The sequence below is a fragment of the Stenotrophomonas sp. Steno-Z4 genome, from assembly GCF_056393145.1.
The window spans coordinates 1,088,272-1,112,209 of record NZ_JBWJPC010000001.1 but is presented as its reverse complement, the minus strand read 5'-3'; the positions used below and the strand labels follow the sequence as shown (position 1 = coordinate 1,112,209).

Below are 23,938 nucleotides of genomic sequence, written 5' to 3'. Positions count from 1 at the left end.
AAGATGCGGCGCGCGAATGCGGCCGGATGTGCCGACACTAACACCGGCTCGCGGCAGCGCGCAAGCCGGGTGGGGCAGGGTCATTCATGCGGGCGTGGGGCCCGCGGGGCAGCCGGGGTGGCCGGCTGCCGGGTGGCTCAGGCCAGGGCCTTGTCGAGCAGGCCGGCCAGCTGGGCCTTGCCGACGGCACCGATCTGCTCGCCAACCTTCTCACCGCCCTTGAACACCACCAGGTACGGGATCGAGCGCACATGGTACTTGGCCGCCAGTGCGCGGTTGTTGTCCACGTTGACCTTCACGACCTTGGCGCGGCCCTGATAGGCGTCGGCCAGCTCGTCGAGGGCCGGGGCGATCATCTTGCAGGGACCACACCATTCGGCCCAGAAATCGACCAGGACCGGTTCCTTGGAATTCAGCACGGTGCTATCGAAGTCGGCATCGCCGACATGTACAACCTTGTCGCTCATCTTGGTCTCTCGTTTTGGAGTGCACCCGGCAGGGCCGGAGGGGTTGAACCTGGACAGGGCTGGGGGCCTGGTCCGCGTCTGCTGCCTCGTGGCCGCGGGTGCGGCCAGCGGTGCGTCCGATGGATGCCTGGACGCTCACGGCCGGCAGTGTACCCCTATCGTCGCGAGGCGACAGACACCGGTTGGAAAGAATCATCCTGTGACCGTCATCGCGCTTTGCCGGGGCTGGCGGGAACGATATGCGGGTGGGGCTCTGGCGGTTCCAGCCCCTGGATCCGGGCGTTTAACTGGGGGTGGGGGCCGTGAAAGGCCGCCACGCAGGGCGTGGCGCTACGGCTGGCCGGGGTGTCGCATGGGGGTCTGCGACGGCCTCCCCCGGTTTGCCGGCCGCTTTGCGTTAAACTGGCCCACTGTGCGGCGCCCCGGGACCGGTTCGGTCCGGCCTCCGCCTTCCCAGGCGCAGGGCCCAATGGCGACGGTGCCCCCCAAGATTGCAAGCCACCCGCATCTCTGTCGGCTGGCCTTACCAAGACGGACTCATGAGCGACAAACCGCTGACCGATTTGACCTTCTCCTCCTTCGAGCTGCATCCGGCCCTGCAGGCTGGCCTTGAAGGCGCTGGTTTTACCCGCTGCACCCCGATCCAGGCGCTGACCCTGCCCGTGGCACTGCCCGGCGGCGATGTCGCCGGCCAGGCCCAGACCGGTACCGGCAAGACGCTGGCGTTCCTGGTGGCCGTGGTGAACCGGCTGCTGACCCGCCCGGCGCTGGCCGACCGCAAGCCGGAAGACCCGCGCGCGCTGATCCTGGCGCCCACCCGCGAACTGGCCATCCAGATCCACAAGGATGCGGTGAAGTTCGGCTCGGACCTCGGCCTGCGCTTTGCGCTGGTCTACGGCGGCGTGGATTACGACAAGCAGCGCGAACTGCTGCAGCAGGGCGTGGACGTGATCATCGCCACCCCGGGCCGCCTGATCGATTACGTCAAGCAGCACAAGGTGGTCTCGCTGCACGCCTGCGAAATCTGCGTGCTCGACGAAGCCGACCGCATGTTCGACCTGGGCTTCATCAAGGACATCCGCTTCCTGCTGCGCCGCATGCCCGAGCGCACCACCCGGCAGACCCTGCTGTTCAGCGCCACGCTCAGCCACCGCGTACTGGAGCTGGCCTATGAGCACATGAACGAGCCGCAGAAGCTGGTGGTGGAAAGCGAATCGATCACCGCCGCGCGCGTGCGCCAGCGCATCTACTTCCCGGCCGACGAAGAGAAGATCCCGCTGCTGCTGGGCCTGCTCTCGCGCAGCGAAGGCGCGCGCACCATGGTGTTCGTCAACACCAAGGTGTTCGTGGAGCGCGTGGCGCGCTCGCTGGAGAAGGCCGGCTACCGCGTCGGCGTGCTCTCCGGCGATGTGCCGCAGAAGAAGCGCGAGAGCCTGCTCAACCGCTTCCAGAAGGGCCAGCTGGAAATCCTGGTGGCCACCGACGTTGCCGCGCGCGGCCTGCACATCGACGGCATCAAGTACGTTTACAACTACGACCTGCCGTTCGACGCCGAAGACTACGTGCACCGCATCGGCCGTACCGCCCGCCTGGGCGAGGAAGGCGATGCGATCAGCTTCGCCTGCGAACGCTACGCGATGGGCCTGCCGGATATCGAGGCCTACATCGAGCAGAAGATCCCGGTGGAAGCGGTCACCAGCGAAATCCTGACCGCGTTGCCGCGTCCGGAACGCGCACCGGCCGCGCCGGGCGAGGAAGGCGACGAGAACGAAAGCGTCGGCCAGATCTTCCGCGAAGCGCGCGAAGCCCGCGCCGCCGAGGAAGAGCGTCGTGGCGGCGGTCGGTCGTCCAGCGGCAGCCGTTCCGGCGGTGGCCGTGGCGAGCGCAGTGGTGAGCGCAGCGGCGAACGCCGTCCGCGTGGCCCGCGCAAGCCGCGTGTGGAAGGCGAGCAGCCCGCTGTGGCCGTGGAAGGCGCTGCACCGGTGGAGGCTGCAAAGCCTGCCCAGGCACCGCGTCCGCCGCGCGCCGAAGGTGCGCCGGAAGGTGCGGCCGAGGGCGAGCGTGCACCGCGCAAGCGCCGCCGTCGCCGCCACGGTCGTCCGGTGGAAGGTGCCGAGGGTGCCGCGCAGTCGGTCACGCCGGTGCAGGTCACCGCCAAGCCGATGCGCAACACCGCGCCGGCCGCCGACCCGGGTGCAGGCTTCCTGACCCGCATCGGCCGCAAGATCCGCCGGATGCTTTCAGGGGCGTAACGACCAACGGTCGTTACCTACCGCGTAGCGCCCCACCGTTGGTGGGGCGGCATTCCAAAACCGATCAACGGTAGCGCCCGGCCGGTGGCCGGGCGACACGCCGTTCCCACGCCGCCATCCTCCTCCTGCATAATCGGAGGAATGAGCGTCCTGCGTTTTGACAATGTCAGCAAACACTATGCGGGCGGCCACCAGGCTCTGGTGGACGTCAGCTTCGATGTCGCGCCCGGTGAAATGCTGTTCGTGACCGGGCACTCCGGCGCCGGCAAGAGCACCCTGCTCAAGTTGATCCACCTCGACGAACGGCCCAGCCGTGGCGCGGTGGTGTTCGACGAGCGCAACCTGCTCAAGGTGCGCGGCGGCGATATCCCGCACCACCGTCGCGCGGTGGGTGCGGTCTACCAGGACCACCGCCTGCTGATGGACCGCAGCATTGCCGAAAACGTGGCCCTGCCGCTGATCCTGCGCGGGACCCGGCGGGGCGATATCGGCAAGCGCGTGCGTTCGGTGCTCGAGCGCATGGGCCTTGGCCATCGGGAAAAGGCGCTGCCGTCTCAGCTGTCGGCGGGTGAGCAGCAGCGCGTGGGCATCGCCCGCGCGATCGTCGGCGAGCCCAAGCTGCTGGTGGCCGACGAACCCACCGGCAACCTCGATCCGACCCTGGCCGCTGAAATCATGGCGCTGTTCGCCGAACTGCCCGAGCGCGGCACCAGCGTGCTGGTGGTCAGCCATGATCTGGCGCTGCTGCGCGCCATGCGCAAGCGCGTGCTGATCCTGGACCACGGCAAGCTCATTGACGACATCTCGCCGCAGGACCTGGCCGAATGAGTACCGCCACCAACAAGGAAGCCGCGGCGCCGTCGCGCCTGGGCGTGTGGCTGCACCACCACGGCCACAGCGTGGTGTTCAGCCTGGGCCGTGCCTGGCGCAAGCCGTGGGCCACGCTGTTGACCGTGATGGTGATGGCGCTCGCCCTGGCCCTGCCGCTGGGCCTGTCGATCGCGCTGGACAACCTCAAGCATTTCGCCGGCAGCGTGCAGCAGTCGCGCGACATCAACCTGTTCCTGAAGACCGACGTCGACGCCGCCGCCGCCCGTCAGGTCGCCGACACGCTGCGCGGTCGCGCCGATGTGGCCGGGGTGACCCTGCGCTCGCCGGACGAAGGCCTGGCCGAGCTGCGCGACAGCGCCGGGCTGGGCGAAGCCATCGATGCGCTGCACGACAACCCGTTGCCCTCGCTGCTGATCATCACCCCGGCCAACGGTACCGACGACGCACGCCTGGCGCAGTCGCTGGAAGGCATGCCGCAGGCCGATCTGGTCCAGCACGATGCGCTGTGGCGCAAGCGCCTGGATGCCTGGCTGGGCTTCGGCACGCGCCTGGTGCAGGTGCTGTCGGTGCTGCTGGGCCTGGGCGCGGCGCTGGTGGTCGGCAACACGGTGCGGCTGGATATCCAGGCGCGCCGCGATGAAATCGGCGTGCTGCAGCTGCTGGGCGCCAGCGATGGGTTCATCCGCCGCCCGTTCCTTTACCTGGGCGCGTGGTACGGGCTGGGCGCCGGTGCGCTGGCCCTGGCGCTGGTCGGTGGGGCCGGGCTCGCGCTGCGCCCGCCACTGGCCGCGCTGTCGCAGAGCTATGCCAGCCCCTTCGTGCTGCATGGGCTGGACCTGTTGCATTCTTCGCTCGTGCTGGTCGGCACTGTCGTGCTGGGCTGGCTGGGCGCGTGGCTGGTGACGGGGCATTTCCTGCGCCAGACCCGTCCGACCGAAACCTGAGGCCTGCCCTGCATGCGTCCGCAAGTACTGAAGCACCTGGTCGACGACGCACCTCGCGTCATGGTGGTCGATGGTTCCAAGCTGGTCCGCAAGCTCATCGCCGACGTGTTGCAGCGCGAGCTGCCGGCGGTCGAGGTGGTGGGCTGCGCCAGCATTGAAGACGCGCGCATGGCGTTGGCCGCCGGTCCGGTCAACCTGGTCACCACCTCGCTGACGCTCAGTGATGGCGACGGCCTGGACCTGGCCCGGCTGGTACGCGAAACCGCCGGGCAGGCCTACGTGCCGGTGATCGTGGTTTCCGGTGATGCCCAGCAGCACCTTGAGCAGCGCCGTTTCACCGATTACGTCACCGATTATTTCGACAAGGCGCTGGGCCATGAAGCCCTGGCGACGTTCATCCGTGGCTATGTGCAGCCGGAAACCATTCCCGGCGCCACCATCCTGTACGTGGAAGACAGCCGCGTGGTCGCCGAAGCGACCAAGCGCATGCTCGAACGGCAGAGCCTGAACGTGCTGCACGTGATGACCGCCGAAGAGGCGTTCGCACTGCTTACCGCCGAATCGCTGGGGCGCAGCAGCCACCGCATCGACCTGGTGCTTACCGACGTCACCCTGAAGGGCGAGCTGAGTGGGCTGGATGTGGTCGAGCGCGTGCGCGTGGACTTCGGCTACGGCAAGCGGCGCCTGCCGGTGCTGGTGATGACCGGCGACGGCAACCCGCTCAACCAGTCCGGGCTGCTGCAGGCCGGCGCCAACGACCTGGTGCAGAAGCCGATCGAAGAACGCCTGCTGGTCACCAAGGTGCTGTTCCAGCTGCGCCTGTCACGCCTCAACGACAAACCGCTGGTGCGATGAACGACGACGTACACCCGACCATCCAGCTTGAACCGAGCTGGAAGGCGCGTATTGGCGATTACCTGCTGCGCCCCGAGATGCGCGACCTGGCGGCCTTCCTGCGCCAGCGCAAGGCGGCCGGCGCGCACGTGTTTCCGCCAGGTCCGCAGATCTTTGCCGCGTTCGACGCCACCCCGTTCGACCAGGTCAAGGTAGTCATCCTGGGCCAGGATCCGTACCACGGTGCGGGCCAGGCCCACGGCCTGAGCTTCTCGGTGATGCCCGGCGTGCCGGTGCCGCCGTCGCTGTTGAACATGTACAAGGAACTGGAAGCCGACCTCGGCCTGCCACGCCCGGACCATGGCTGCCTGCTGCCGTGGGCCCGCCGTGGCGTGCTGCTGCTCAACGCGGTGCTGACCGTTGAAGAGGGGCAGGCCGGCTCCCACCAGAAACGCGGCTGGGAAGGGTTCACCGACCACGTCGTGGACACCCTCAACCGCGAGCGCGAGGGCCTGGTGTTCCTGCTGTGGGGCAGCTACGCCCAGCAGAAGGGCAAGGTGATCGATACCGGCCGCCACCGCGTGCTCAAGGCACCGCATCCATCGCCGTTGTCGGCGCATCGCGGTTTCCTGGGATGCCGACACTTCTCGTCGGCCAACCAGTACCTGGAGCGACGGGGCCTGGGCGGCATCGACTGGTCGTTGCCGCCGATGTCGGCGTAACGACCAACTGTCGTTACCTACCGTCGTTGTCTACACACCCAGCATTTCGATGATGGATTGCGCCACTTGCCGCTTGCGCGGCGGCAGGCGCCGGAACAGCGACAGGATGTTGCCCTCCAGGTCGTTGCGCGCGTAATCGGCGTTGGGCGCCGCGGCGCTCAACTCGCCGCCATCGGCCTTGCCGCAGCCCCGCCCGGTGGCCAGCCACTCGAAACGCACCTGCGTCACCACCGCAATGCGGGCCAGGTGCTCCACGCTCGGATGCGTGCCCTCTTTTCTTTCCCATTGCGCTACCGCACTTCTTTTCACGCCAGTCTCATTCGCGAGTTGCGATTGCGACAGCCCTGCACTGGTCCGCGCTCCACGGATCCGGTCTGACATTGTGAGCATGGCAATCCCCTTCCCGTTCCTTGAGTGGTGGATGGTTAGCGATACTAACGAGACAGCAATTCTTTCAACAGAATGTACAGAATCGCTGTCCGTCGTTGGCACCGCAGGGTTACCCATCCGTAAAACCCGCAGCGACAGCCAAACTTCCCTCAGTAAAACTACTGGCCGGTTTGACGATTGTCGCCCGTCCACGTAGTTAATCCTCCATGCCGGCCAGAAAGTCCGCCGGCAGAATCTGAACGAGACAGGCCAGCATCCGGTCACCCATGGTAGGCATTTTCCTACCCGGGATGGAGTGCTGCGGCCACGACCGGGGGATGGCCGATGGATAATGTTTCAGGTGTGAAAAGGGTGTTAGTGCGGTTCAGGATTGTCAGTATCTCCGCATTAATTGTGATGGGGCTCGCGTTATCCAGCATTTTCACTGTCGCAAATGCCCAGGATGCGTGCACGGCAAATGGCGCCTGTGTTTCTGCTGGTCCGCGACTTGCGCAGGTGGACAGCACCCAGAGTCCGGTCCTGAATCTGCTTTTCACGACGCTTTTGCCCGGAACGAATATCAATATCACTGCGGTGGACTGGAACCACATCGCCGGTGCCGATGTGAATCTCAATGCCCTGCTGACCCGCCTCAACGGGGGTGTCGCGGTCAGCGACCCCAGCCAGGTGCTCAACGCCAACATCACCCTGGGCCAGCTGCAGGCCGCGCTGGTTTCGGTGCTCCAGGCTGACGGCAACACGCTGGCCGCCAACGCACTCAACCTGCTCACGCCATCGCTCAGCGGCCTGACCGGCAACATCCGCCTGGCCGACCTGCTGCAGGTGAGCCTGCCGCCCGGCTCGCTGGCCAACGTCAACCTGGACGTGCTGGACCTGATCACCGGTGGCGTGCAGCTGTACAACTTCCGCAACGTGGTGACCACGCCCACCCCGATCACCCTCACCACCGCGCAGCTGGCCCCGCTCGGCCTGGGTGGCCTGGCCAATGTGCGCATCTGGGCGCAGGTGGTCGAGCCACCGGTGTACAACTGCGGCCCGGTCGGCACCGGCTTCCACAGCGCCGCGATCCGCCTCAAATTCGATTTCGACGTCGCCCAGGGGCTGAACATCGCACCGCTGGTGTCCGCGTTGAACGGGCTCAACGTCGGTGGCCTGGTCTCGCTGGCCGGCACCAACATCACCGCCTCGCTGCTGCATCTGTCCGTGTATGCCGATGTCGCCCGCGCCGAAGGCACCATCAACGCGGTCAACCTGGCCAGCAACGCGGTGACCCTGCAGGCGCGGCCGGGCCTGGTCAACCTGTACATCGGCACCATCAGCGACGCGGTGTTCTTCAACCGCAGCGCCGTGCTCACCCCCGCCAGCGTGACCCCGATCAGCGCCACGTCGCTTGCGGTCACGGTGGGCGTGAACCTGCTCAGCGGTCTGAAAGTGGCGGATGTCGATGTGCCGCTGACCGTGTCCCTGCGTGCGGTGGCCACCGGCACCCCATCCACCCAGTCCGTGGTGTTCAACGGTCCCTATCCACAGACACGCACCTTGAGCAGCGGCACGGTGACCGCCACGGCACTGGTCACCTCGCTGGTCAACTCGCTCGAAATCCAGATCACCAGCGGCACGCCGGTGGTACGGCTGGTCAACAACCTCATCCAGTTGCCGTTGCCGGTGAACAGCATCGTCAACGCCATCATTCCCGCGTTGCTGACGCCGTTACGCGGCGTGATCAACACCGTCATCGCACCGGTCCTGAGCGCCGTGCTTGGCGGCGTGGTGGACAACCTGCTGGGCCTGCTCGGCATCCGCATCGGCCAAGCCGTGTTCACCGTGGAAAGCATTTCGCAGAGCTGCGCGGCCACCGTGCAGCTGGTCAAGACGCTGGCGCCCACCACCGACCCCGGACTGTTCAACCTCAGTGTCGCCCAGGGCGCGACGGTACTGGCCAGCGTGGCCAATGTCGGCAACAACGGCGCCACCACCGCGGTGGTCACCACGCCCGGCACGGTCTACACCCTGGCGGAAACCGCAGGCACCGCCACGGTGCTTGCGCGTTACGCCAGCACCTGGGAGTGCAAGGACCAGGCCGGCACCACGCTGACCAGCGGTACCGGGCAGAACTTCAATTTCACCTCGCCGGCATTGTCGGCGCAGCCGCTCAACGTGGTGTGCCGCATCACCAACCGCACGCGCCAGGCCGATCTGTCGATCACCAAGTCCGATGGCAGCGGTTCCTATACCCCCGGCGGAACCGCCAGCTACGTCATCACCGTCAGCAATGCCGGGCCCGATCCGGTCACGGCGGCGCAGGTGACCGACACCTTGCCGGCCGGCGCCACGCTGAGCGCGCCATGGAGCTGCATCGCGTCGGCGGGAAGCGTCTGCAGCGCCGCCAGTGGCGGTGCGGCGGGAACCAATGGGGTGAGCCTGGGTGTGGACCTGATCAATGGCGGGCAGGCAACGATCACCGTGCCGGTGATCTTCAGCGCCGACCCTGCCGCGTACTAGCCGTATCCACGCGGCGCGCCCGGTGGCGCGCCGACAGCAACGTCGCAACACGTGGTGCGCGGCCGAATGCCTGCGCGCTGCTTTCGAGGATTCCTGCATGTCGACCGCCAGCGCCCGACGCTTCCTTTCCCAGCTCGCTGAAAGCTGCCTGCGCGCCCGCGCGCTGCCGCTGGCCGGCATCCTGCTGATGACCCTGGCCGCGGGCGGTGCGCAGGCGCAGGCCTACCGCAACCCGCTGGTGAACACCGCCACGGTCGCCGCACCGGCCGACATCTCCGATCCCACCCCGGGCAACAACACCAGCAGCGACAGCAACACGCTGGCCGCCAGCGCGCAGCTGAGCGTGTCCAAGACCATCACCACGCCCACGCCGGTCGCCGCCGGCGGCGCGGTGCAGTACCGCATCGAGCTGCGCAACCAGGGGCCGTCGCAGGCGGTGGGGGCCACGCTGGTCGACAGCGTGCCGGCGCAGCTGACCGCAGTGAGCTGGACCTGCGCGGTGGTCTCGCCCAGCACGCAGTGTGCGGCGGCATCGGGCACCGGCAGCGTCAACATCGGCGTCAACGTCGGCGTCGGTGAAGTCCTGGTGGTGCTGGTCAACGGCACCGCGCCGACCACAACGCCGGCCACCATCGCCGCCAACGTGGCCACCATCACCCCGCCGCTGGGCACCACCGACCCGACCCCGGGCGACAACACCGCCACCACCCCCACCATTCCCGTGCAGGCCGCAGCGCTGCTTGCCAACGACGACGACTTCCGCGCCGCGCCGTTGCCGCCGGGTGCCGGTGGCACCACCGCCAGCGTGTTGACCAACGACACCCTCAACGGCGTCCCGGTCGTGGCCGCCAACATGGTGCTGTCGCTGACCAGTGCGCCGTCGGGTTACAGCATTGCCGCCGATGGCACCGTCAACGTGCCGGCCACCGCCGCCGCCGGCCCGGTGACCTTGACCTACCAGCTGTGCGAACAGGCATCGCCGGCCAACTGCGATACCGCCAACGTGCTGCTGGTGGTCGGGCCCAATGCCGTGGACGACAGCTACGCCGTGCAGGCTGGCGCGCAGCTGGTCGCCAACGTGCGCGACAACGACAACTACGTGGTCGACTCCACCTTCACCCAGACCGGCACCGCGCCCACCCAGGGCACCCTGCAGCTGCTCGGCGATGGCAGCTTCACCTACACCGCCAATGCAGGCGCGACCGGCACCGACACCTTCAGCTACCAGTTGTGCCTGCCCGCGCCCAATGGCGCCGCGTGCGATACCGCCACGGTCACGCTGAACATCAACGCCAGCGTCATCGACGCGGTGGCCGATGACTTCACCGCAACCCCGGTGCCGGCACAGAGCGGCGGCACGCTGGCCACCAGCGTGCTGGCCAACGACACCTTCGACGGCAATCCGGTCGTCGCGGCCAATCTGACCACTACGCTGATCACCGCTCCGGCCGGCTACGTGATGGACGCCGACGGCTTCATCACCGTGCCTGCAGGCACCGCTGCCGGCGCGGTGACCCTGGCCTACCGCATCTGCCTCACCAGCGCGCCGACCCTCTGCGATACCGCCAACGTGCAGCTGGTGGTCGGGCCCGATGCGGTGGACGATGCCGTGACCACACCCGGGGCAGGGCAACCGGCGCTGGGTAACGTGGGCACCAACGACATTGCCGCGCCCGGCGCAGCCTTCTCGCTGGTCACCCCGGCCACCCAGGGCACTGCCGTCATCGGCGGCGATGGCGCCTTCACCTACACCCCCAACGCGGGCGCTGCCGGCACCGACACCTTCAGCTACCAGGTCTGCCTGCCGGCGCCCAATGGCACTGTCTGCGATACCGCGATCGTTACCGTGACGCTCGGCGCGAACGCGCTGCTGGCCAACGATGACACCTTCGCCACCGCCATTCCGGGCGCCGGCGGCACCACGCCCAGCGTGCTGGGCAATGACACCCTCAATGGCAGTGCGGTGGTGCCGGGTACGGTGACCGCAACCCTGCTGTCGACCACGCCGGGATACACCCTGGACCCGACCAGCGGCACCATCGCCGTCGCCGCCAACATTCCGTCGGGCCTGGTCACGCTCAGCTACCGGCTCTGCGAAGTCGCCGTGCCGGCCAACTGCGACGACGCCGACGTCCAGCTGCTGGTCGCGCCTACTGCGCTGGCCGATACCTTCAACGTGCAGGCCGGGCAGTCGGTGAACGGTTCGATCGCGACCAATGACAACGCACCGGTCGGTTCGGAGTATTTCGCCATTACCGCGCCCACGCTGGGCACCATCGATCTTGCCGGCAACGGCACGCTCACCTACACCGCCAACCCGGGAACCAGCGGCACCGACACCTTCGACTACCGCGTCTGCCTGCCGGCGCCGAACGGTGGCACCTGCGCGACGGCCACGGTGAGCGTGATCATCGCGGCCAATACGATCGACGCGGTCGACGATGTGTTCACCGCCCCGGTGATTTCGCCGGTCACCGGCGGTAGCACCGCCAGCGTGCTGGACAACGACACCTTCAATGCCGCCCCGGTCACCGCCGCCCAGGTCACCCTGAGCCTGGTCAACGCGCCGCCACCGGGCTTCACCATCACCAGCGCCGGGGTCATCAACGTACCCTCCGGTGCCGCCGCCGGTGCAGTCAGCCTTACCTACGAGCTGTGCGAAGCCGGCGCGGGCAGCAACTGCGATACCGCGCAGGTTGCCCTGCTGATCGCCCCGGCGGCTGCCGATGACACCTACACCACGCCGGCCGGTCAGCCGCTGGTGGGCGACGTCAGCATCAACGACAACGCACCGGCCGGCGCGGGCTATACCCTGGTCACGCCGCCCGCCGCAGGCACCTTCACCCTGCAGCCCAACGGCAGCTTCACTTACACGCCGGCTGCCGCCGGCCCGCAGACCGCGCAGTACCAGGTGTGCCTGCCTGCGCCGGACGCCACCACCTGCGCCACCGGCACGGTGAACATCACCGTGGTCGCGAACACCCTCGACGCGCTGGACGACAACTTCCGCGCACCGGTGTTCGCGCCGGGCGTGGGCGGCACCACGCCCAGCGTGCTGGGCAACGACACCTTCAACGGGGCCGCCGCCAATCCGCTGCAGGTCACGGTGAACCTGGTGGGCGCACCGGCCGGCTTCAGCATCGATGGTGCCGGTGTCATCACCGTGGCCGGGTTCGCCCCGGCTGGCGCCACCACGCTCAGCTATGCCCTGTGCGAACTCGGCTCCACGACCAACTGCGACACGGCCGACGTACAGGTGCTGATCGCGCCGGATGCGGCCGATGACACGGCCAGCGTCACCGGCACCCAGCCGGGCAGCTTCAACCTGGCCGCCAATGACAATGTGCCCGCCGGTGCCACCTTCACGGCGACCCAGCTGCCGACCAAGGGCGTTGCCGTGCTCGCGGCCGATGGCACCCTGCAGTACACCGCCAACGCCGGGCAGAGCGGCGCGGACACGCTCATCTACCAGGTGTGCCTGCCGGCACCGGACGGCGCCACCTGCGATACCGCACAGGTCGCGATCACCATTGCCGCGGGTGCCCTGGTCGCGGTCAACGACGACTACAGCGCCAGCCCGATCCCGCCCACGGGCGGCAGCACGCCCAGCGTGCTGCTCAACGACACCTTCAACGGCGTGGCCATCGTGCCGGGCACCACCCCGGTCACCGCCTCGCTCACCACGCTGGCCTCGGGCTACAGCATGGCCGCCAACGGCGTAATCTCCGTAGCGGCCGGCACGCTGCCGGGTTCCATCGCCCTGAACTACCAGGTCTGCGAAACCGCGCTGCCCAGCAACTGCGCCACGGCCACCGCCGTAGTGGTGATGAGCCCGGACGCGGTCAACGACGTGCTGCCGGCGGCCGCCGGCGCCACCACCGTGCTCAACGTGCTGGCCAACGATGTGGCGCCGCTCACCCCGGTGCTCAGCGTGACCACCGCCCCGACCGGCGGCAACGTGGTCGTCAACGGCGACGGCACGCTCAGCTACACGCCCACGGGTGCGTTTGTCGGACCCGATGCCTTCACCTACCAGCTGTGCCTGCCGGCCCCGCATGGCAGCGTGTGCGATACCGCCACGGTGGCGCTCACGGTGACGGCGACCACGGTCACCGCGACAAACGACGACTTCACCGCGTCGCCGATCCCGCCGGCGGCGGGCGGCAGCACTGCCAGCGTGCTGCTCAACGACACCTTCAATGGCGCGCCGATCGTGCCGGGCACCACCCCGGTGACCGCCACGCTGATCAGTCCGGTTACCGGCTACACGATGGCCGCCAACGGCGTGGTCAGCGTGGCGCCAGGCACCACGCCTGCTGCTGTGACCCTGAGCTACCAGGTCTGCGAGACCGCCCTGCCGACCAACTGCGCAGCCGCCACCGCGCTCGTTGCGGTCAGCCCGGACGCGACCGATGACACGCTGCCGGCTACCGCCGGCACCGCCAACGTGCTCAACGTGCTTGCCAACGACAGCGCACCGCTGAACCCGGTGGTCACCGTTGTCGGCGCGCCCGCGAACGGCACGGCCGTGGCCAACGGCGACGGCAGCATCACCTACACCCCGACCGGCGCCTACACCGGTCCTGACAGCTTCAGCTACCAGGTGTGCCTCCCGGCACCGGGCGCCGGGGTGTGTGACACCGCCACGGTGTCGCTGACCGTCAGCGCCACCACGCTCACCGCGACCAACGATGACTTCACCGCCACGCCCATCGCGCCGGCTACCGGTGGCAGCACCACCAGCGTGCTGCTGAACGACACCTTCAACGGTGCACCGATCATTCCCGGTACCACGGCGGTGACCGCCTCGCTGTCTTCGCCGGTTACTGGCTACAGCATGGCGGCCAATGGCGTGATCACCGTGGCCGCCGGTACCACGCCGGCGGCGGTAACGCTGAATTACCAGGTCTGCGAGAACGCGGTGCCGACCAACTGCGCCGGTGCCACGGCCGTGGTCGCGGTCAGCCCGGACGCGGTCGACGACGCGCTGCCGGCCACTGCCGGCGCCACCACCGTGCTCAACGTGCTGGCCAACGACACCGCCCCGCTTGCACCGACCGTGACCGTGGCTGCCGCGCCGACCAACGGCACGGCGCTCGTCAACGGCGACGGCACCGTCAGCTATACACCCACGGCCGGCTTCACCGGCGCGGACAGCTTCACCTACCAGGTCTGCCTGCCCGCGCCGGCAGCCGGTGTCTGCGACACCGCCACGGTCGCCGTGACCGTGGGGGTGACCTCGCTCACCGCTGCGGCCGATGACTTCACCGCCACGCCGATCGCCCCGGCTGCCGGTGGCAGCACCGCCAGCGTGCTGCTCAACGACACGTTCAATGGTGCACCCATCGTGCCGGGCACCACCCCGGTGACCGCCACCCTGCTGACCGTGGAAACCGGCTACAGCATGGCCGCCGACGGTGTGATCAGCGTGGCTCCGGGCACCACGCCTGCCGCGGTCACCCTGAACTACCAGGTCTGCGAGACCGCCGTCCCGACCAACTGCGCCGCGGCTGCCGCCGTGGTGGCGGTCAGCCCGGACGCGGTGGACGACACCCTGCCGGCCACGGCGGGTACCGCCACCGTGCTCAATGTCGGCGCCAATGACACGCTGCCGGCCAACCCGTCGATCACGATCGCGGTTGCGCCCGCCAACGGCGTCGCCGTGGTCAATGGCGACGGCACCATCACCTATACGCCCACGGCCGGCTTCACCGGCGCGGACACCTTCTCCTACCAGGTGTGCCTGCCTGCCCCGGGGGCGTCCGTCTGCGATACCGCTGCAGTGGCGGTCACTGTCAGCCTGACCGGCCTTGCCGCGGTCAACGACGACTTCACCAACGCGCCCATCGCGCCGGCGACCGGCGGCAGTACCGCCAGCGTGCTGCTCAACGACACCTTCAACGGTGCGCCGATCGTGCCGGGTACCACCCCGGTGACCGCCACCCTGCTCACCGTCGAGCCCGGCTACAGCATGGCCGCCGACGGTGTCGTCACCGTTGCGGCCGGCACCACGCCCGCCGCGGTGACGCTGAACTACCAGGTGTGCGAGAACGCGGTGCCGACCAACTGCGCCGGCGCCACCGTCGTGGTCGCGGTCAGCCCCGATGCGGTGGCCGATGCACTGCCGGCCACCGCCGGCACCACCACCGTGCTCAACGTCCTGGCCAACGATGCCGCGCCGCTGAACCCGGTGGTCACCCTCCCGGTCGCACCGACCAACGGCACCGCCGTGGTCAACGGCGACGGCACCATCAGCTACACCCCGACCGCCGGTTACACCGGCCCGGACAGCTTCACCTACCAGCTGTGCCTGCCCGCACCGGGCGGCAGTGTCTGCGATACCGCCACGGTGACCCTCACCGTCAGCGCGACCACGCTCACCGCGGTGGCCGATGACTTCACCGCGGCACCGATCGCATCGGCGACCGGCGGCAGCACCGCCAGCGTGCTGCTCAACGACACCTTCAACGGTGCCGCCATCGTGCCCGGTACCACGGCGGTGACCGCATCGCTGCTGACCACGGCGCCCGGCTACACCATGGCCGGCAACGGCGTGGTCACCGTTGCGGCCGGCACCACACCCGCCGCGGTGACGCTGAACTACCAGGTGTGCGAGAACGCGGTGCCGACCAACTGCGCGGCCGCGACCGTGCTGGTGGCGGTGAGCCCGGATGCGGTGGCAGATGCCCTGCCGGCCACCGCCGGCACCACCACCGTGCTCAACGTCCTGGCCAACGATGCGGCGCCGCTGAACCCGGTCGTCACCCTCCCGGTCGCACCGACCAACGGCACCGCCGTGGTCAATGGCGACGGCACCATCAGCTACACCCCGACCGCCGGCTACACCGGCCCGGACAGCTTCACCTATCAGCTGTGCCTGCCCGCACCGGGCGGCAGCGTGTGCGACACCGCCACGGTGACCCTCACCGTCAGCGCCACCACGCTCACCGCGGTGGCCGATGACTTCACCGCGGCACCGATCGCACCGGCGACCGGCGGCAGCACCGCCAGCGTGCTGCTCAACGACACCTTCAACGGCGCGGCCATCGTGCCCGGGACTACTCCGGTCGCGGCATCGCTGGTGACCCCGGTGACCGGGTACAGCATGGCCACCAACGGTGTGGTCAGCGTGGCCCCCGGCACCACGCCGGCGGCGGTGACGCTCAGCTACCAGGTGTGCGAAGTGGCCGTGCCGACCAACTGCGCGCAGTCCACCGCCGTGGTCGCGGTCAGCCCGGTCGTGGTTGATGACACGCTGACTGCAGCGGCGGGTACCACCACGGTGCTCAACGTCATCGCCAACGACACCCTGCCGGTCAATCCGACCATTACCGTATCGGCCGGCCCGGCCAACGGCACCGTCATCGTCAACGGCGACGGAACCATCAGCTACACGCCCAACCCCGGCTACACCGGCCCGGACAGCTTCACCTACCAGGCCTGCCTGCCCGCCCCGGGTGCCGGTGTGTGCGACAGCGCGACGGTCTCGATCACCGTCGCTGTCACCACGGTCACCGCCGTGGCCGATGACTTCAGCAGCACCCCGATCGCACCGGCTGCCGGTGGCAGCACGCCCAGCGTGCTGCTCAACGACACCTTCAATGGCACCCCGATCGTGCCCGGCACGACCCCGGTGACCGCGTCGTTGCTGGGCCCCGTGCCGGGCTACAGCATGGCCGCCAACGGTGTCGTCACCGTTGCGGCCGGCACCACGCCCGCTGCAGTAACGCTGAACTACCAGGTCTGCGAGACCGCCGTGCCGACCAACTGCGCCCAGTCCACCGCGCTGGTGGCGGTCAGCCCGGCCGCTGCGGACGACACGCTGTCGGCTGCGGCAGGCACCACCACGGTGCTTGCAGTGACCGCCAACGACACGCTGCCGCTCAACCCGACGATCACCGTCCCGGTCGCGCCGGCCAACGGCACCGCCGTGGTCAATCCCGATGGCAGCATCAGCTACACGCCAACCGCAGGCTTCACCGGCGCGGACAGCTTCACCTACCAGGTGTGCCTGCCCGCACCGAATGGCAGCGTGTGCGATACCGCGTCGGTAAGCCTGACGGTGACGGCCAGCGCGCTGGTCGCGCAGGCCGATGACTTCAGCGGCGCGCCGGTTGCGCCGACCGGTGGCACCACCGCCAGCGTGCTGCTCAACGACACCTTCAACGGCGCCCCGATCGTTCCGGGGACCACGCCGGTGACCGCCTCGCTGGTCGGCGCGGTGCCGGGTTACAGCATGGCCGCCAACGGCGTGGTGACCGTGGCACCGGGCACGCTGCCGGCAGCGACCACGCTCACCTACCAGGTGTGCGAGAACGCACAGCCGGGCAACTGCGCCCAGGCCACCGCGCTGGTCGCGGTGCGCCCGGATGCGGCCGACGACGCGCTGCCCGCCGGGACCGGCACCACGGTACTGGCCGTGGCCGCCAACGACACCTTGCCGGTCGGCGCGGTGTTCACCGTGCCGGTGCCGCCGTCCAACGGCACCGCCGTGGTCAACGGCGACAACACCATCAGCTACACCCCCAACGCGGGCTTCACCGGTACCGACACCTTCACCTACCAGGTGTGCCTGCCCGCGCCCAACCTCAACGTGTGCGACACCGCCACCGTCAGCGTGACGGTCACCGCGGCGCTGCTCGATGCGGTGGACGACACTGCCAGCAACGTGCCGGCGACCGGGGCGCTCGGCGTGCTCAACGTCTTCGCCAACGACACCTTCAACGGCGCCGCGCTCGACCCGGCCACGGTGGTGCTGACCCCGAACAACACCACGGCGCTGACCATCCAGCCCAACGGCAGCCTGGACGTGGCGGCCGGTACCCCGGGTGTCACCTACACCACCACCTACCGCCTCTGCCTGGTGGCACAGCCGACGGTGTGCGACATCGGCACGGTGTCGGTCACCCTGGCCACCACGCCAGGCCTGCTCGACGCGGTGGACGACACGGTGGCCAATGTGCCGGCCGCCGGCGCCAACGGTGTGGCCAACGTGTTGACCAACGACACCTACAACAGTGCCGCGCTGGACCCGGCCACGGTGGTGCTGACCCCGGTCAACACCGCCGCCATCACCATCCAGCCCAACGGCAGTGTCAACGTCGCGGCGGGCACGCCCGGCACCACCTACACCACCACCTACCAGATCTGCCTGGTGGCCCAGCCGGCGGTGTGCGATATCGGCACGGTGTCGGTCACGCTGGCCAGTGCGGGTGTCCTGGTGGCCAACGACGACAGCGTGCCCGGCGTCCCCCCGGGCGGCGCCACCGGCGTGACCAACGTGCTGACCAACGACACGTTGAACGGTACCCCCGTGGACCCGACCACGGTGGTGCTGACGCCGACCAACACCCCGGCGCTGACCATCCAGCCCGACGGCAGCGTCGACGTCACTGCCGGTACGCCCGGGACGATCTACACCACCACCTACCAGATCTGCCTGGTGGCGCAGCCCACGGTATGCGCGGTGGGTACGGTGTCGGTCACCCTGGCGGCAGCGCCGAACAGCGTGCCGGTGGCCAACAACGACCAGGCCAGCACGCCACAGGACACGGCGGTCGATGTGCCGGTGCTGGCCAACGACCTGGCCAATGGCGCGCCGGTCGATCCGGGCACGGTGGCGGTGACCATCACCACCGCGCCGACCATGGGCACGGCGGTGGTGCTGCCTGACGGCAGCGTGCGCTACACCCCGATGACCCACTTCAGCGGTGCCGACAGCTTCACCTACAGCCTCTGCAACCAGGCCTCGCCGGCGGTCTGCAGCAGTGCCACGGTCACCGTGCAGACCCAGGTCAATGACGTCGACGTGGTGGACGAGAACATCACCGTGCTCAGTGGGACCACCACCACCGTACCGCTGCTGGACAACCTCACCACCAGCGGCGCTCGCATCAACCCGGCATCGATGCGGCTGGGCAGGGCGGCGGGCAACGGACGCGCAACCTGCGGCAACGGCGAATGCATCTACACCGCCTTCGTCGGTTACAGCGGCCTGGACAACTTCAGCTACAACATCTGCGATGCCTCGATGCCGACCCCGGTGTGCGTGGAAGGCTGGGTCAACGTGGTGGTCACCGCCGATGCGGTGGTGCTGCGCCTGACCAAGCAGGCCACCCAGCGCAGCGTGAAGGTGGGTGACGTGGTGCGCTACGTGGTCACCGTGGAGAACATGGGCGACTTCGACGCGCTGGGCGTCACCCTGTTCGACACCCTGCCCAGCGGCTTCACCTTCATCCCGGGCGGGTTCGAGGCGCAGGACATCGACAATTCCGCACGTGCCAGCGGCGTGGCACCGCTGCGCATCGACGGCCTGGACATCCGCGCCGGTGGATCGGCCACGCTGGTGTACTACCTGCGGGTGGGGGCGGGCGTGGGGCTGGGTGTGCATACCAACCGCATCACTGCCAATGACGTGCTGGGCACCACCATCAGCAACGTGGCCTCGGCCGACGTGGAGGTGATCGGCGACCCGCTGCTGGACGAAAGCCTGGTGATCGGCAGCGTGTTCAACGATCACAACGGCAACGGCGTGCAGGACGCAGGCGAACGTGGCATCCCCGGTGTCCGCGTGGCATCGGTGGAAGGCCTGGTGATCGAAACCGATGCGTACGGCCGCTATCACCTGGTCGGCATCAACGGTGGCCAGGCGCGCGGACGCAACTTCATCCTCAAGGTCGATCCGACCACGTTGCCGGCCGACGCACGCTTCACGACCCGCAATCCGCTGCTGCGCCGGATCACCCCGGGGTTGCCGGTGCGCTTCGACTTCGGCGTCGCATTGCCCGAAGGCAGGTTCAACGCCGGGCCACCGCAATCGGTGCTGGAGGTTGGGGAAGGGCTGTTCGTTCCCGGCCAGGCCACGCTGGGCGCCGCTGCCGAGACGGTGCTGGCGCATGCAGCACGCACGCTGGAGGCGCAGGGCGGGGGGCAGGTCAACGTAGCCGCCGGGCAGGCCACGCCCGCACTCGCCGGGCAGCGCGCCGAGGTGCTGCGCAAGGCCCTGCTGCCACGGCTGCCTGCCGAGGTTGCCGCCCGTGTGCAGGTCCAGGTGCAGCCCGCTGCGCCGGCCCGCCCCGCCGACCGTGCGGACCGCTGAGGAGATGACCATGAACCGCAAGACCTCACTCAGCTCCCTGATGCTCCTGTTGGCGCTGTGGTCGCCGATCACCCACGCGCAGGCGCCGCAACCGCTGCCCGAAGTGCCCACCACCCTGTGCGGGGTGGACGGCTGTCGGCAGGGCAATGACCTGCTGCTGCAGGTGCGTCCGGCGGTGGATGCTCCCGCCGGTCCTGCGGAACCCGGCGCGGTGGTGCCGGCACCCAATGGTGCGTCGGCCACCGAGCTCCCCGATGGCGCCGTGGTCTGGGCCACCGAAGATCCGGCGCTGTCGGCGCCGGTGCTCAATGTGCAGACGGGCTCCATGGCCCCGTTCGAGAACGGCCGGCTGACCAAGCCGCTGCGCTTCCACGGCTACAACAACTACGCCTCGTTCATCGAGCGCCTGGAAGTGGTGATCTACCGCGGCAGCGACACTGACCTGGTCACGCCGCTGGCGCGCATCGAGATGCCGGTGGACTACGTCGGCAACACCGAGTGGGACGGGCAGCTGCCGGAAAACCTCAACCTGCGCGTTGGCGATGACCTGCAGTACATCGCCCGGGCCTATGGCCGGGATGGTTCCTTCGATGAAACCAACCCGCAGCGCTTCCAGCTGGTACTGCCCACCGACTACGAACGCGGCACCCAGCTGGTGCGGGACAACGTGCAGCGCACCTTGGGGCGCGTGCTGGATGGCGACGATGCGCAGGCCCAGCAGCTGAGCAATGCCATCTACGGGCAGAACGCGCTGCGCCAGCAGAACATCCCCATCTACGGCTCACGGGTGCGGATCTACGGGCGTGGGTTGAGCCCCAATGCACGGGTGATGATCAACGGGCAGAGCTTCCCGGTGGACCTGGAGCAGAAGTTCGCCGCCGAGTTCCTGGAGCCGATCGGCGAGCACCGGTACACCGTGCAGGTGGAGGCCATGGACGCGCCGACGCTGACCCGCACGCTCGACGTGGAAGTGACCGGCAGCTACCGCTTCCTGGTGGCGCTGGCCGACGTGACCTTGTCGCGCAATACCGCCAGCGGCAACCTGGATCCGCTCGCCGCCGACCGCGACCAGGACGACAGCTTCCTCAGCGAAGGGCGGCTGGCGTTCTACCTGAAGAGCAAGCTGCGCGGGAAGTACCTGGTCACCGCGCAGGCCGACACCTACGACCGCGAGCTGAAGCGGCTGTTCGACGGCTTCCTGGATGCCGACGCCCGCGACGTGTTCCGCCGCCTCGATCCGGACCAGTACTACCCGGTATACGGTGACGACTCCACCACGTATCGCGACATCGACACGCAGGGCAAGCTGTACGTGCGCGTGGACTGGGACCAGAACCAGGCGCTGTGGGGCAACTTCGCCACTGGCTTCACCGGCACCGAGTACGGCCAGTACGTGCGTTCGCTGTACGGCGCGGCGGTGAGCTGGCGCTCGCGCGCGACCACCCCGCTGGGCGACCCGCGTTCGCTGTTGAAGGCGTTCGGTTCCGAGGCGCAGTCCGCGCTCGGCCACACCGAGTTCCTCGGCACAGGCGGCAGCCTCTACTACCTGCGTCACACCGACCTGCTGCCCGGCTCGGAGCAGGTGGTGCTGGAGGTGCGCGACCGTACCACCGGCCGCACCGAAGTGCGCACCAACCTGCAGCGCGGCGTGGACTACGAGATCAATGAAATCCAGGGCCGCCTGTTCCTGACCCGCGCGCTGTCGCAGATCACGCGCGAGAACGTGCGCACGCTGACCCGTGATACGCCACTGGATGGCTATGACCAGCTGCTGCTGGTGGACTACGAGTACATCCCGCTGGGCTTCAGCACCGACGACGTGAGCGCCGGGCTGCGCGGCAAGCAGTGGTTCGGCGACCACGTGGCGGTGGGCGGCACCTACGTCGACGAGAACCGCAGTGGCGACGACTACAGCCTGATGGGCGCCGACCTTACCCTTCAGGCTGGGCGCGGCACTTACCTGAAACTGGAACAGACCCGCACCGAGGCTACTGCCGCGCCGATCTTCTACTCCGACAACGGCGGCCTGAGCTTCATCCAGCGCAATCCGGTCAGCGGCGACCGCAAGGGCGACGCCCGCGCGGTGGAAGCGCGCGCCAACCTGCGCGAGCTGGGGTGGACCAAGCAGGATTGGAGCATGGGCGCCTGGTGGCGCGACGTGGACGCCGGCTTCTCGGTCTCGCGCATGGACAGTGGGCTGGCGCTGGAGGAATACGGTGCCGAGTTCCTGGGCTACTTCACCGACAACCTGAGCCTGTATGGCCGGCACAGCCGCGCCGAGCGCGGTGAGGTGGCGGTGGAGCAGTCGCAGCTCACGATGGATTGGCGGCTGGGCAACGACGGCCAGCTCGGGGCCGAGCTGCGCCGGGTGCGCGAAGAGAACGCCGGTACCGACGTGGACGGCACCCTGGCGGCGCTGAGTTACCGGCAGCGCTTCGGTGCCAAGTGGGAGCTGTACGGGGTAGGGCAGCTGACCGTGGATGACGACAGCGGCGCCTACGAGAAGAACGACCTGGCCACGCTGGGCGCGCGCTACCTGTTCGGCGACCGCTCCAGCTTGGGCGCGGAAGTGAGCAGCGGCAGCCGCGGCGATGGCGCCAAGCTCGAAGGCGAATACTGGATGACGCCCGAGCACAGCTTCTATGGCAACTACAGCTACAGCACCGACCGCACCACCACCGACCCGCTCTACGACACCGGGCTGCAGTCGGGCTGGACGCTGGGCCAGCGCTGGCGCCTGAGCAACCAGGTCAACGTGTTCAACGAAAGCCAGTACCTGAAGGACCGCCGCGACGACAGCGCCGGGCTGGTGCATACCTTCGGCATGGACTTCTACCCCGCGCAGGGCTGGACGCTGGGCTTCAGCGTGATGGACGGCGAACTGGACGCGACGACCGGGCGCGTCGATCGCCGCGCCTACAGCGTCAGCGGTGGCCGCACCGATGCCGATACGCAGTGGACGAGCAAGCTCGAATACCGCCGCGACGAAGGCGCTGAAGATCGTCGGCAGTGGGTGACCACCAACCGGCTGCTGTACAAGGTCAACGAGGACTGGCGCATCGCGCTGCGCGCCAACTACGCCGACACGGATGACAAGCGCAATCCGCTGGCCGATGCCAAGCTGGTGGAGTCCAACCTGGGCTTTGCCTGGCGTCCGCACGACAACACGCGCTGGGCGGCCTTCGGCAAGTACACGTATCTTTACGACGTGGCGTCGCTGGGCCAGGAAGGCGGCAACGTGTACGACCAGAAATCGCAGATCGTCTCGTTTGAAGGAGTGATGCAGCTCAGCGACCGTTGGGAGCTGGCCGGGAAGCTGGCCGGCCGCTGGGGCGATTACCGCACCGGGCGCGGCGAGGGCGCGTGGCTGGACAGCCGGGTCAACTTCTCCGCCTTGCAGTTGCGCTACCGGTTGTTCGCGCAGTGGGAGGCGATGGGCGAGTACCGCTGGCTGGACGTGCGCGAGGGCGGCGACAAGAAGGGCTGGCTGGTGGGCGTGGACCGCCAGGTGGGGCAGAACTTCAAGATTGGTGCGGGGTACAACTTCACCGAGTTCAGTGATGACCTGACCGAGTTGCGGTATGAAGCGAAGGGGTTCTTCCTGAATTTGTCCGGGTATTACTAGGCTTCGGCATTGTCTGGCCTGCCACCCATGGGGTGGCACTACCGGGCATTGCGGCTTCGGGGTCGGCTTCGGTGGACTTGCCGGGTGTGGGGGCGGGGGGCGTAGAGCCAGGCCATGCCTGGCTGGGCACTGTCCGGAGCCAGGATTCTGGCTGCCGTTCATGTCACTCGGGCGCTTCGGCTGAATGCCTGGCAACGTTTTCATCCTGAATGGGCCGATCTTTGTGGGATTGTCCTGCCCAAAACGACGTGGTGGTGACATTTTGGACTGTAT

At 68.5% G+C, this 23,938-nt stretch carries 10 protein-coding genes; 8 read left to right on the top strand and 2 right to left on the bottom strand.

Features of this window, described 5'->3' with window-relative positions; translation table 11 throughout:
* Positions 1–137 precede the first annotated feature (137 nt).
* Entirely contained in the window at positions 138–467 is a 330-nt protein-coding gene (gene trxA / locus AC06E7_RS04935; RefSeq protein ID WP_093534860.1) for a thioredoxin, read from the bottom strand.
* A 539-nt stretch (positions 468–1,006) separates the two neighbouring features.
* Between trxA and rhlB the strand changes: the two genes are divergently transcribed.
* The 5 genes from rhlB (at position 1,007) to ung (ending at position 6,050) form a co-directional block, all read left to right on the top strand.
* Positions 1,007–2,719, top strand: coding sequence for an ATP-dependent RNA helicase RhlB (gene rhlB, locus AC06E7_RS04930; protein WP_184125885.1), 1,713 nt, complete (start codon positions 1,007–1,009; stop codon positions 2,717–2,719).
* A 141-nt stretch (positions 2,720–2,860) separates the two neighbouring features.
* Positions 2,861–3,547, top strand: coding sequence for a cell division ATP-binding protein FtsE (ftsE, locus tag AC06E7_RS04925; RefSeq protein WP_068854240.1), 687 nt, complete (start codon positions 2,861–2,863; stop codon positions 3,545–3,547).
* Positions 3,544–4,494 (top strand): permease-like cell division protein FtsX, encoded by a 951-nt coding sequence (ftsX, locus tag AC06E7_RS04920; protein WP_093534856.1) that lies wholly within the window; start codon positions 3,544–3,546, stop codon positions 4,492–4,494. Before ftsE ends, ftsX begins: the two co-directional genes overlap by 4 nt.
* A gap of 12 nt (positions 4,495–4,506) precedes the next feature.
* Positions 4,507–5,349 carry a response regulator gene (locus AC06E7_RS04915; RefSeq protein ID WP_068854238.1) on the top strand — a complete coding sequence of 281 codons (843 nt, stop codon included), beginning with the start codon at positions 4,507–4,509 and terminating at the stop codon, positions 5,347–5,349.
* A complete protein-coding gene (gene ung, locus AC06E7_RS04910; RefSeq protein WP_093534854.1) occupies positions 5,346–6,050 on the top strand; it encodes a uracil-DNA glycosylase in 705 nt (234 codons plus the stop codon). The genes AC06E7_RS04915 and ung overlap by 4 nt, the downstream gene beginning before the upstream one ends.
* A 30-nt stretch (positions 6,051–6,080) precedes the next feature.
* Here the strand turns inward: ung and AC06E7_RS04905 are convergent, their stop codons facing one another.
* Positions 6,081–6,431, bottom strand: coding sequence for a helix-turn-helix domain-containing protein (locus AC06E7_RS04905; RefSeq protein ID WP_478063291.1), 351 nt, complete (start codon positions 6,429–6,431; stop codon positions 6,081–6,083).
* A 582-nt stretch (positions 6,432–7,013) separates the two neighbouring features.
* Between AC06E7_RS04905 and AC06E7_RS04900 the strand changes: the two genes are divergently transcribed.
* The 3 genes from AC06E7_RS04900 to AC06E7_RS04890 all read left to right on the top strand — a co-directional run bounded on the left by AC06E7_RS04900 (position 7,014) and on the right by AC06E7_RS04890 (position 23,665).
* On the top strand, positions 7,014–8,942 hold the full coding sequence (locus AC06E7_RS04900) for a hypothetical protein (RefSeq protein ID WP_320457846.1): 1,929 nt from the start codon (positions 7,014–7,016) through the stop codon (positions 8,940–8,942).
* A 97-nt stretch (positions 8,943–9,039) separates the two neighbouring features.
* The gene (locus AC06E7_RS04895) at positions 9,040–20,040 is read left to right on the top strand and encodes an Ig-like domain-containing protein (RefSeq protein WP_478063289.1); all 11,001 of its coding nucleotides are present in this window, start codon (positions 9,040–9,042) and stop codon (positions 20,038–20,040) included.
* 10 nt (positions 20,041–20,050) lie between these two features.
* Complete coding sequence (locus AC06E7_RS04890; protein WP_478063287.1) at positions 20,051–23,665, top strand: hypothetical protein; 3,615 nt, start codon at positions 20,051–20,053, stop codon at positions 23,663–23,665.
* The last annotated feature ends 273 nt before the right edge of the window (positions 23,666–23,938 follow it).

Coding starts and splice junctions, on each gene's coding strand:
- AC06E7_RS04915 (WP_068854238.1), top strand. CDS start 4,507: ATGCGTCCGCAAGTACTGAAGCACCTGGTCGACGACGCACCTCGCGTC.
- trxA (WP_093534860.1), bottom strand. CDS start 467: ATGAGCGACAAGGTTGTACATGTCGGCGATGCCGACTTCGATAGCACC.
- ftsE (WP_068854240.1), top strand. CDS start 2,861: ATGAGCGTCCTGCGTTTTGACAATGTCAGCAAACACTATGCGGGCGGC.
- ung (WP_093534854.1), top strand. CDS start 5,346: ATGAACGACGACGTACACCCGACCATCCAGCTTGAACCGAGCTGGAAG.
- AC06E7_RS04890 (WP_478063287.1), top strand. CDS start 20,051: ATGAACCGCAAGACCTCACTCAGCTCCCTGATGCTCCTGTTGGCGCTG.
- AC06E7_RS04895 (WP_478063289.1), top strand. CDS start 9,040: ATGTCGACCGCCAGCGCCCGACGCTTCCTTTCCCAGCTCGCTGAAAGC.
- ftsX (WP_093534856.1), top strand. CDS start 3,544: ATGAGTACCGCCACCAACAAGGAAGCCGCGGCGCCGTCGCGCCTGGGC.
- rhlB (WP_184125885.1), top strand. CDS start 1,007: ATGAGCGACAAACCGCTGACCGATTTGACCTTCTCCTCCTTCGAGCTG.
- AC06E7_RS04905 (WP_478063291.1), bottom strand. CDS start 6,431: ATGTCAGACCGGATCCGTGGAGCGCGGACCAGTGCAGGGCTGTCGCAA.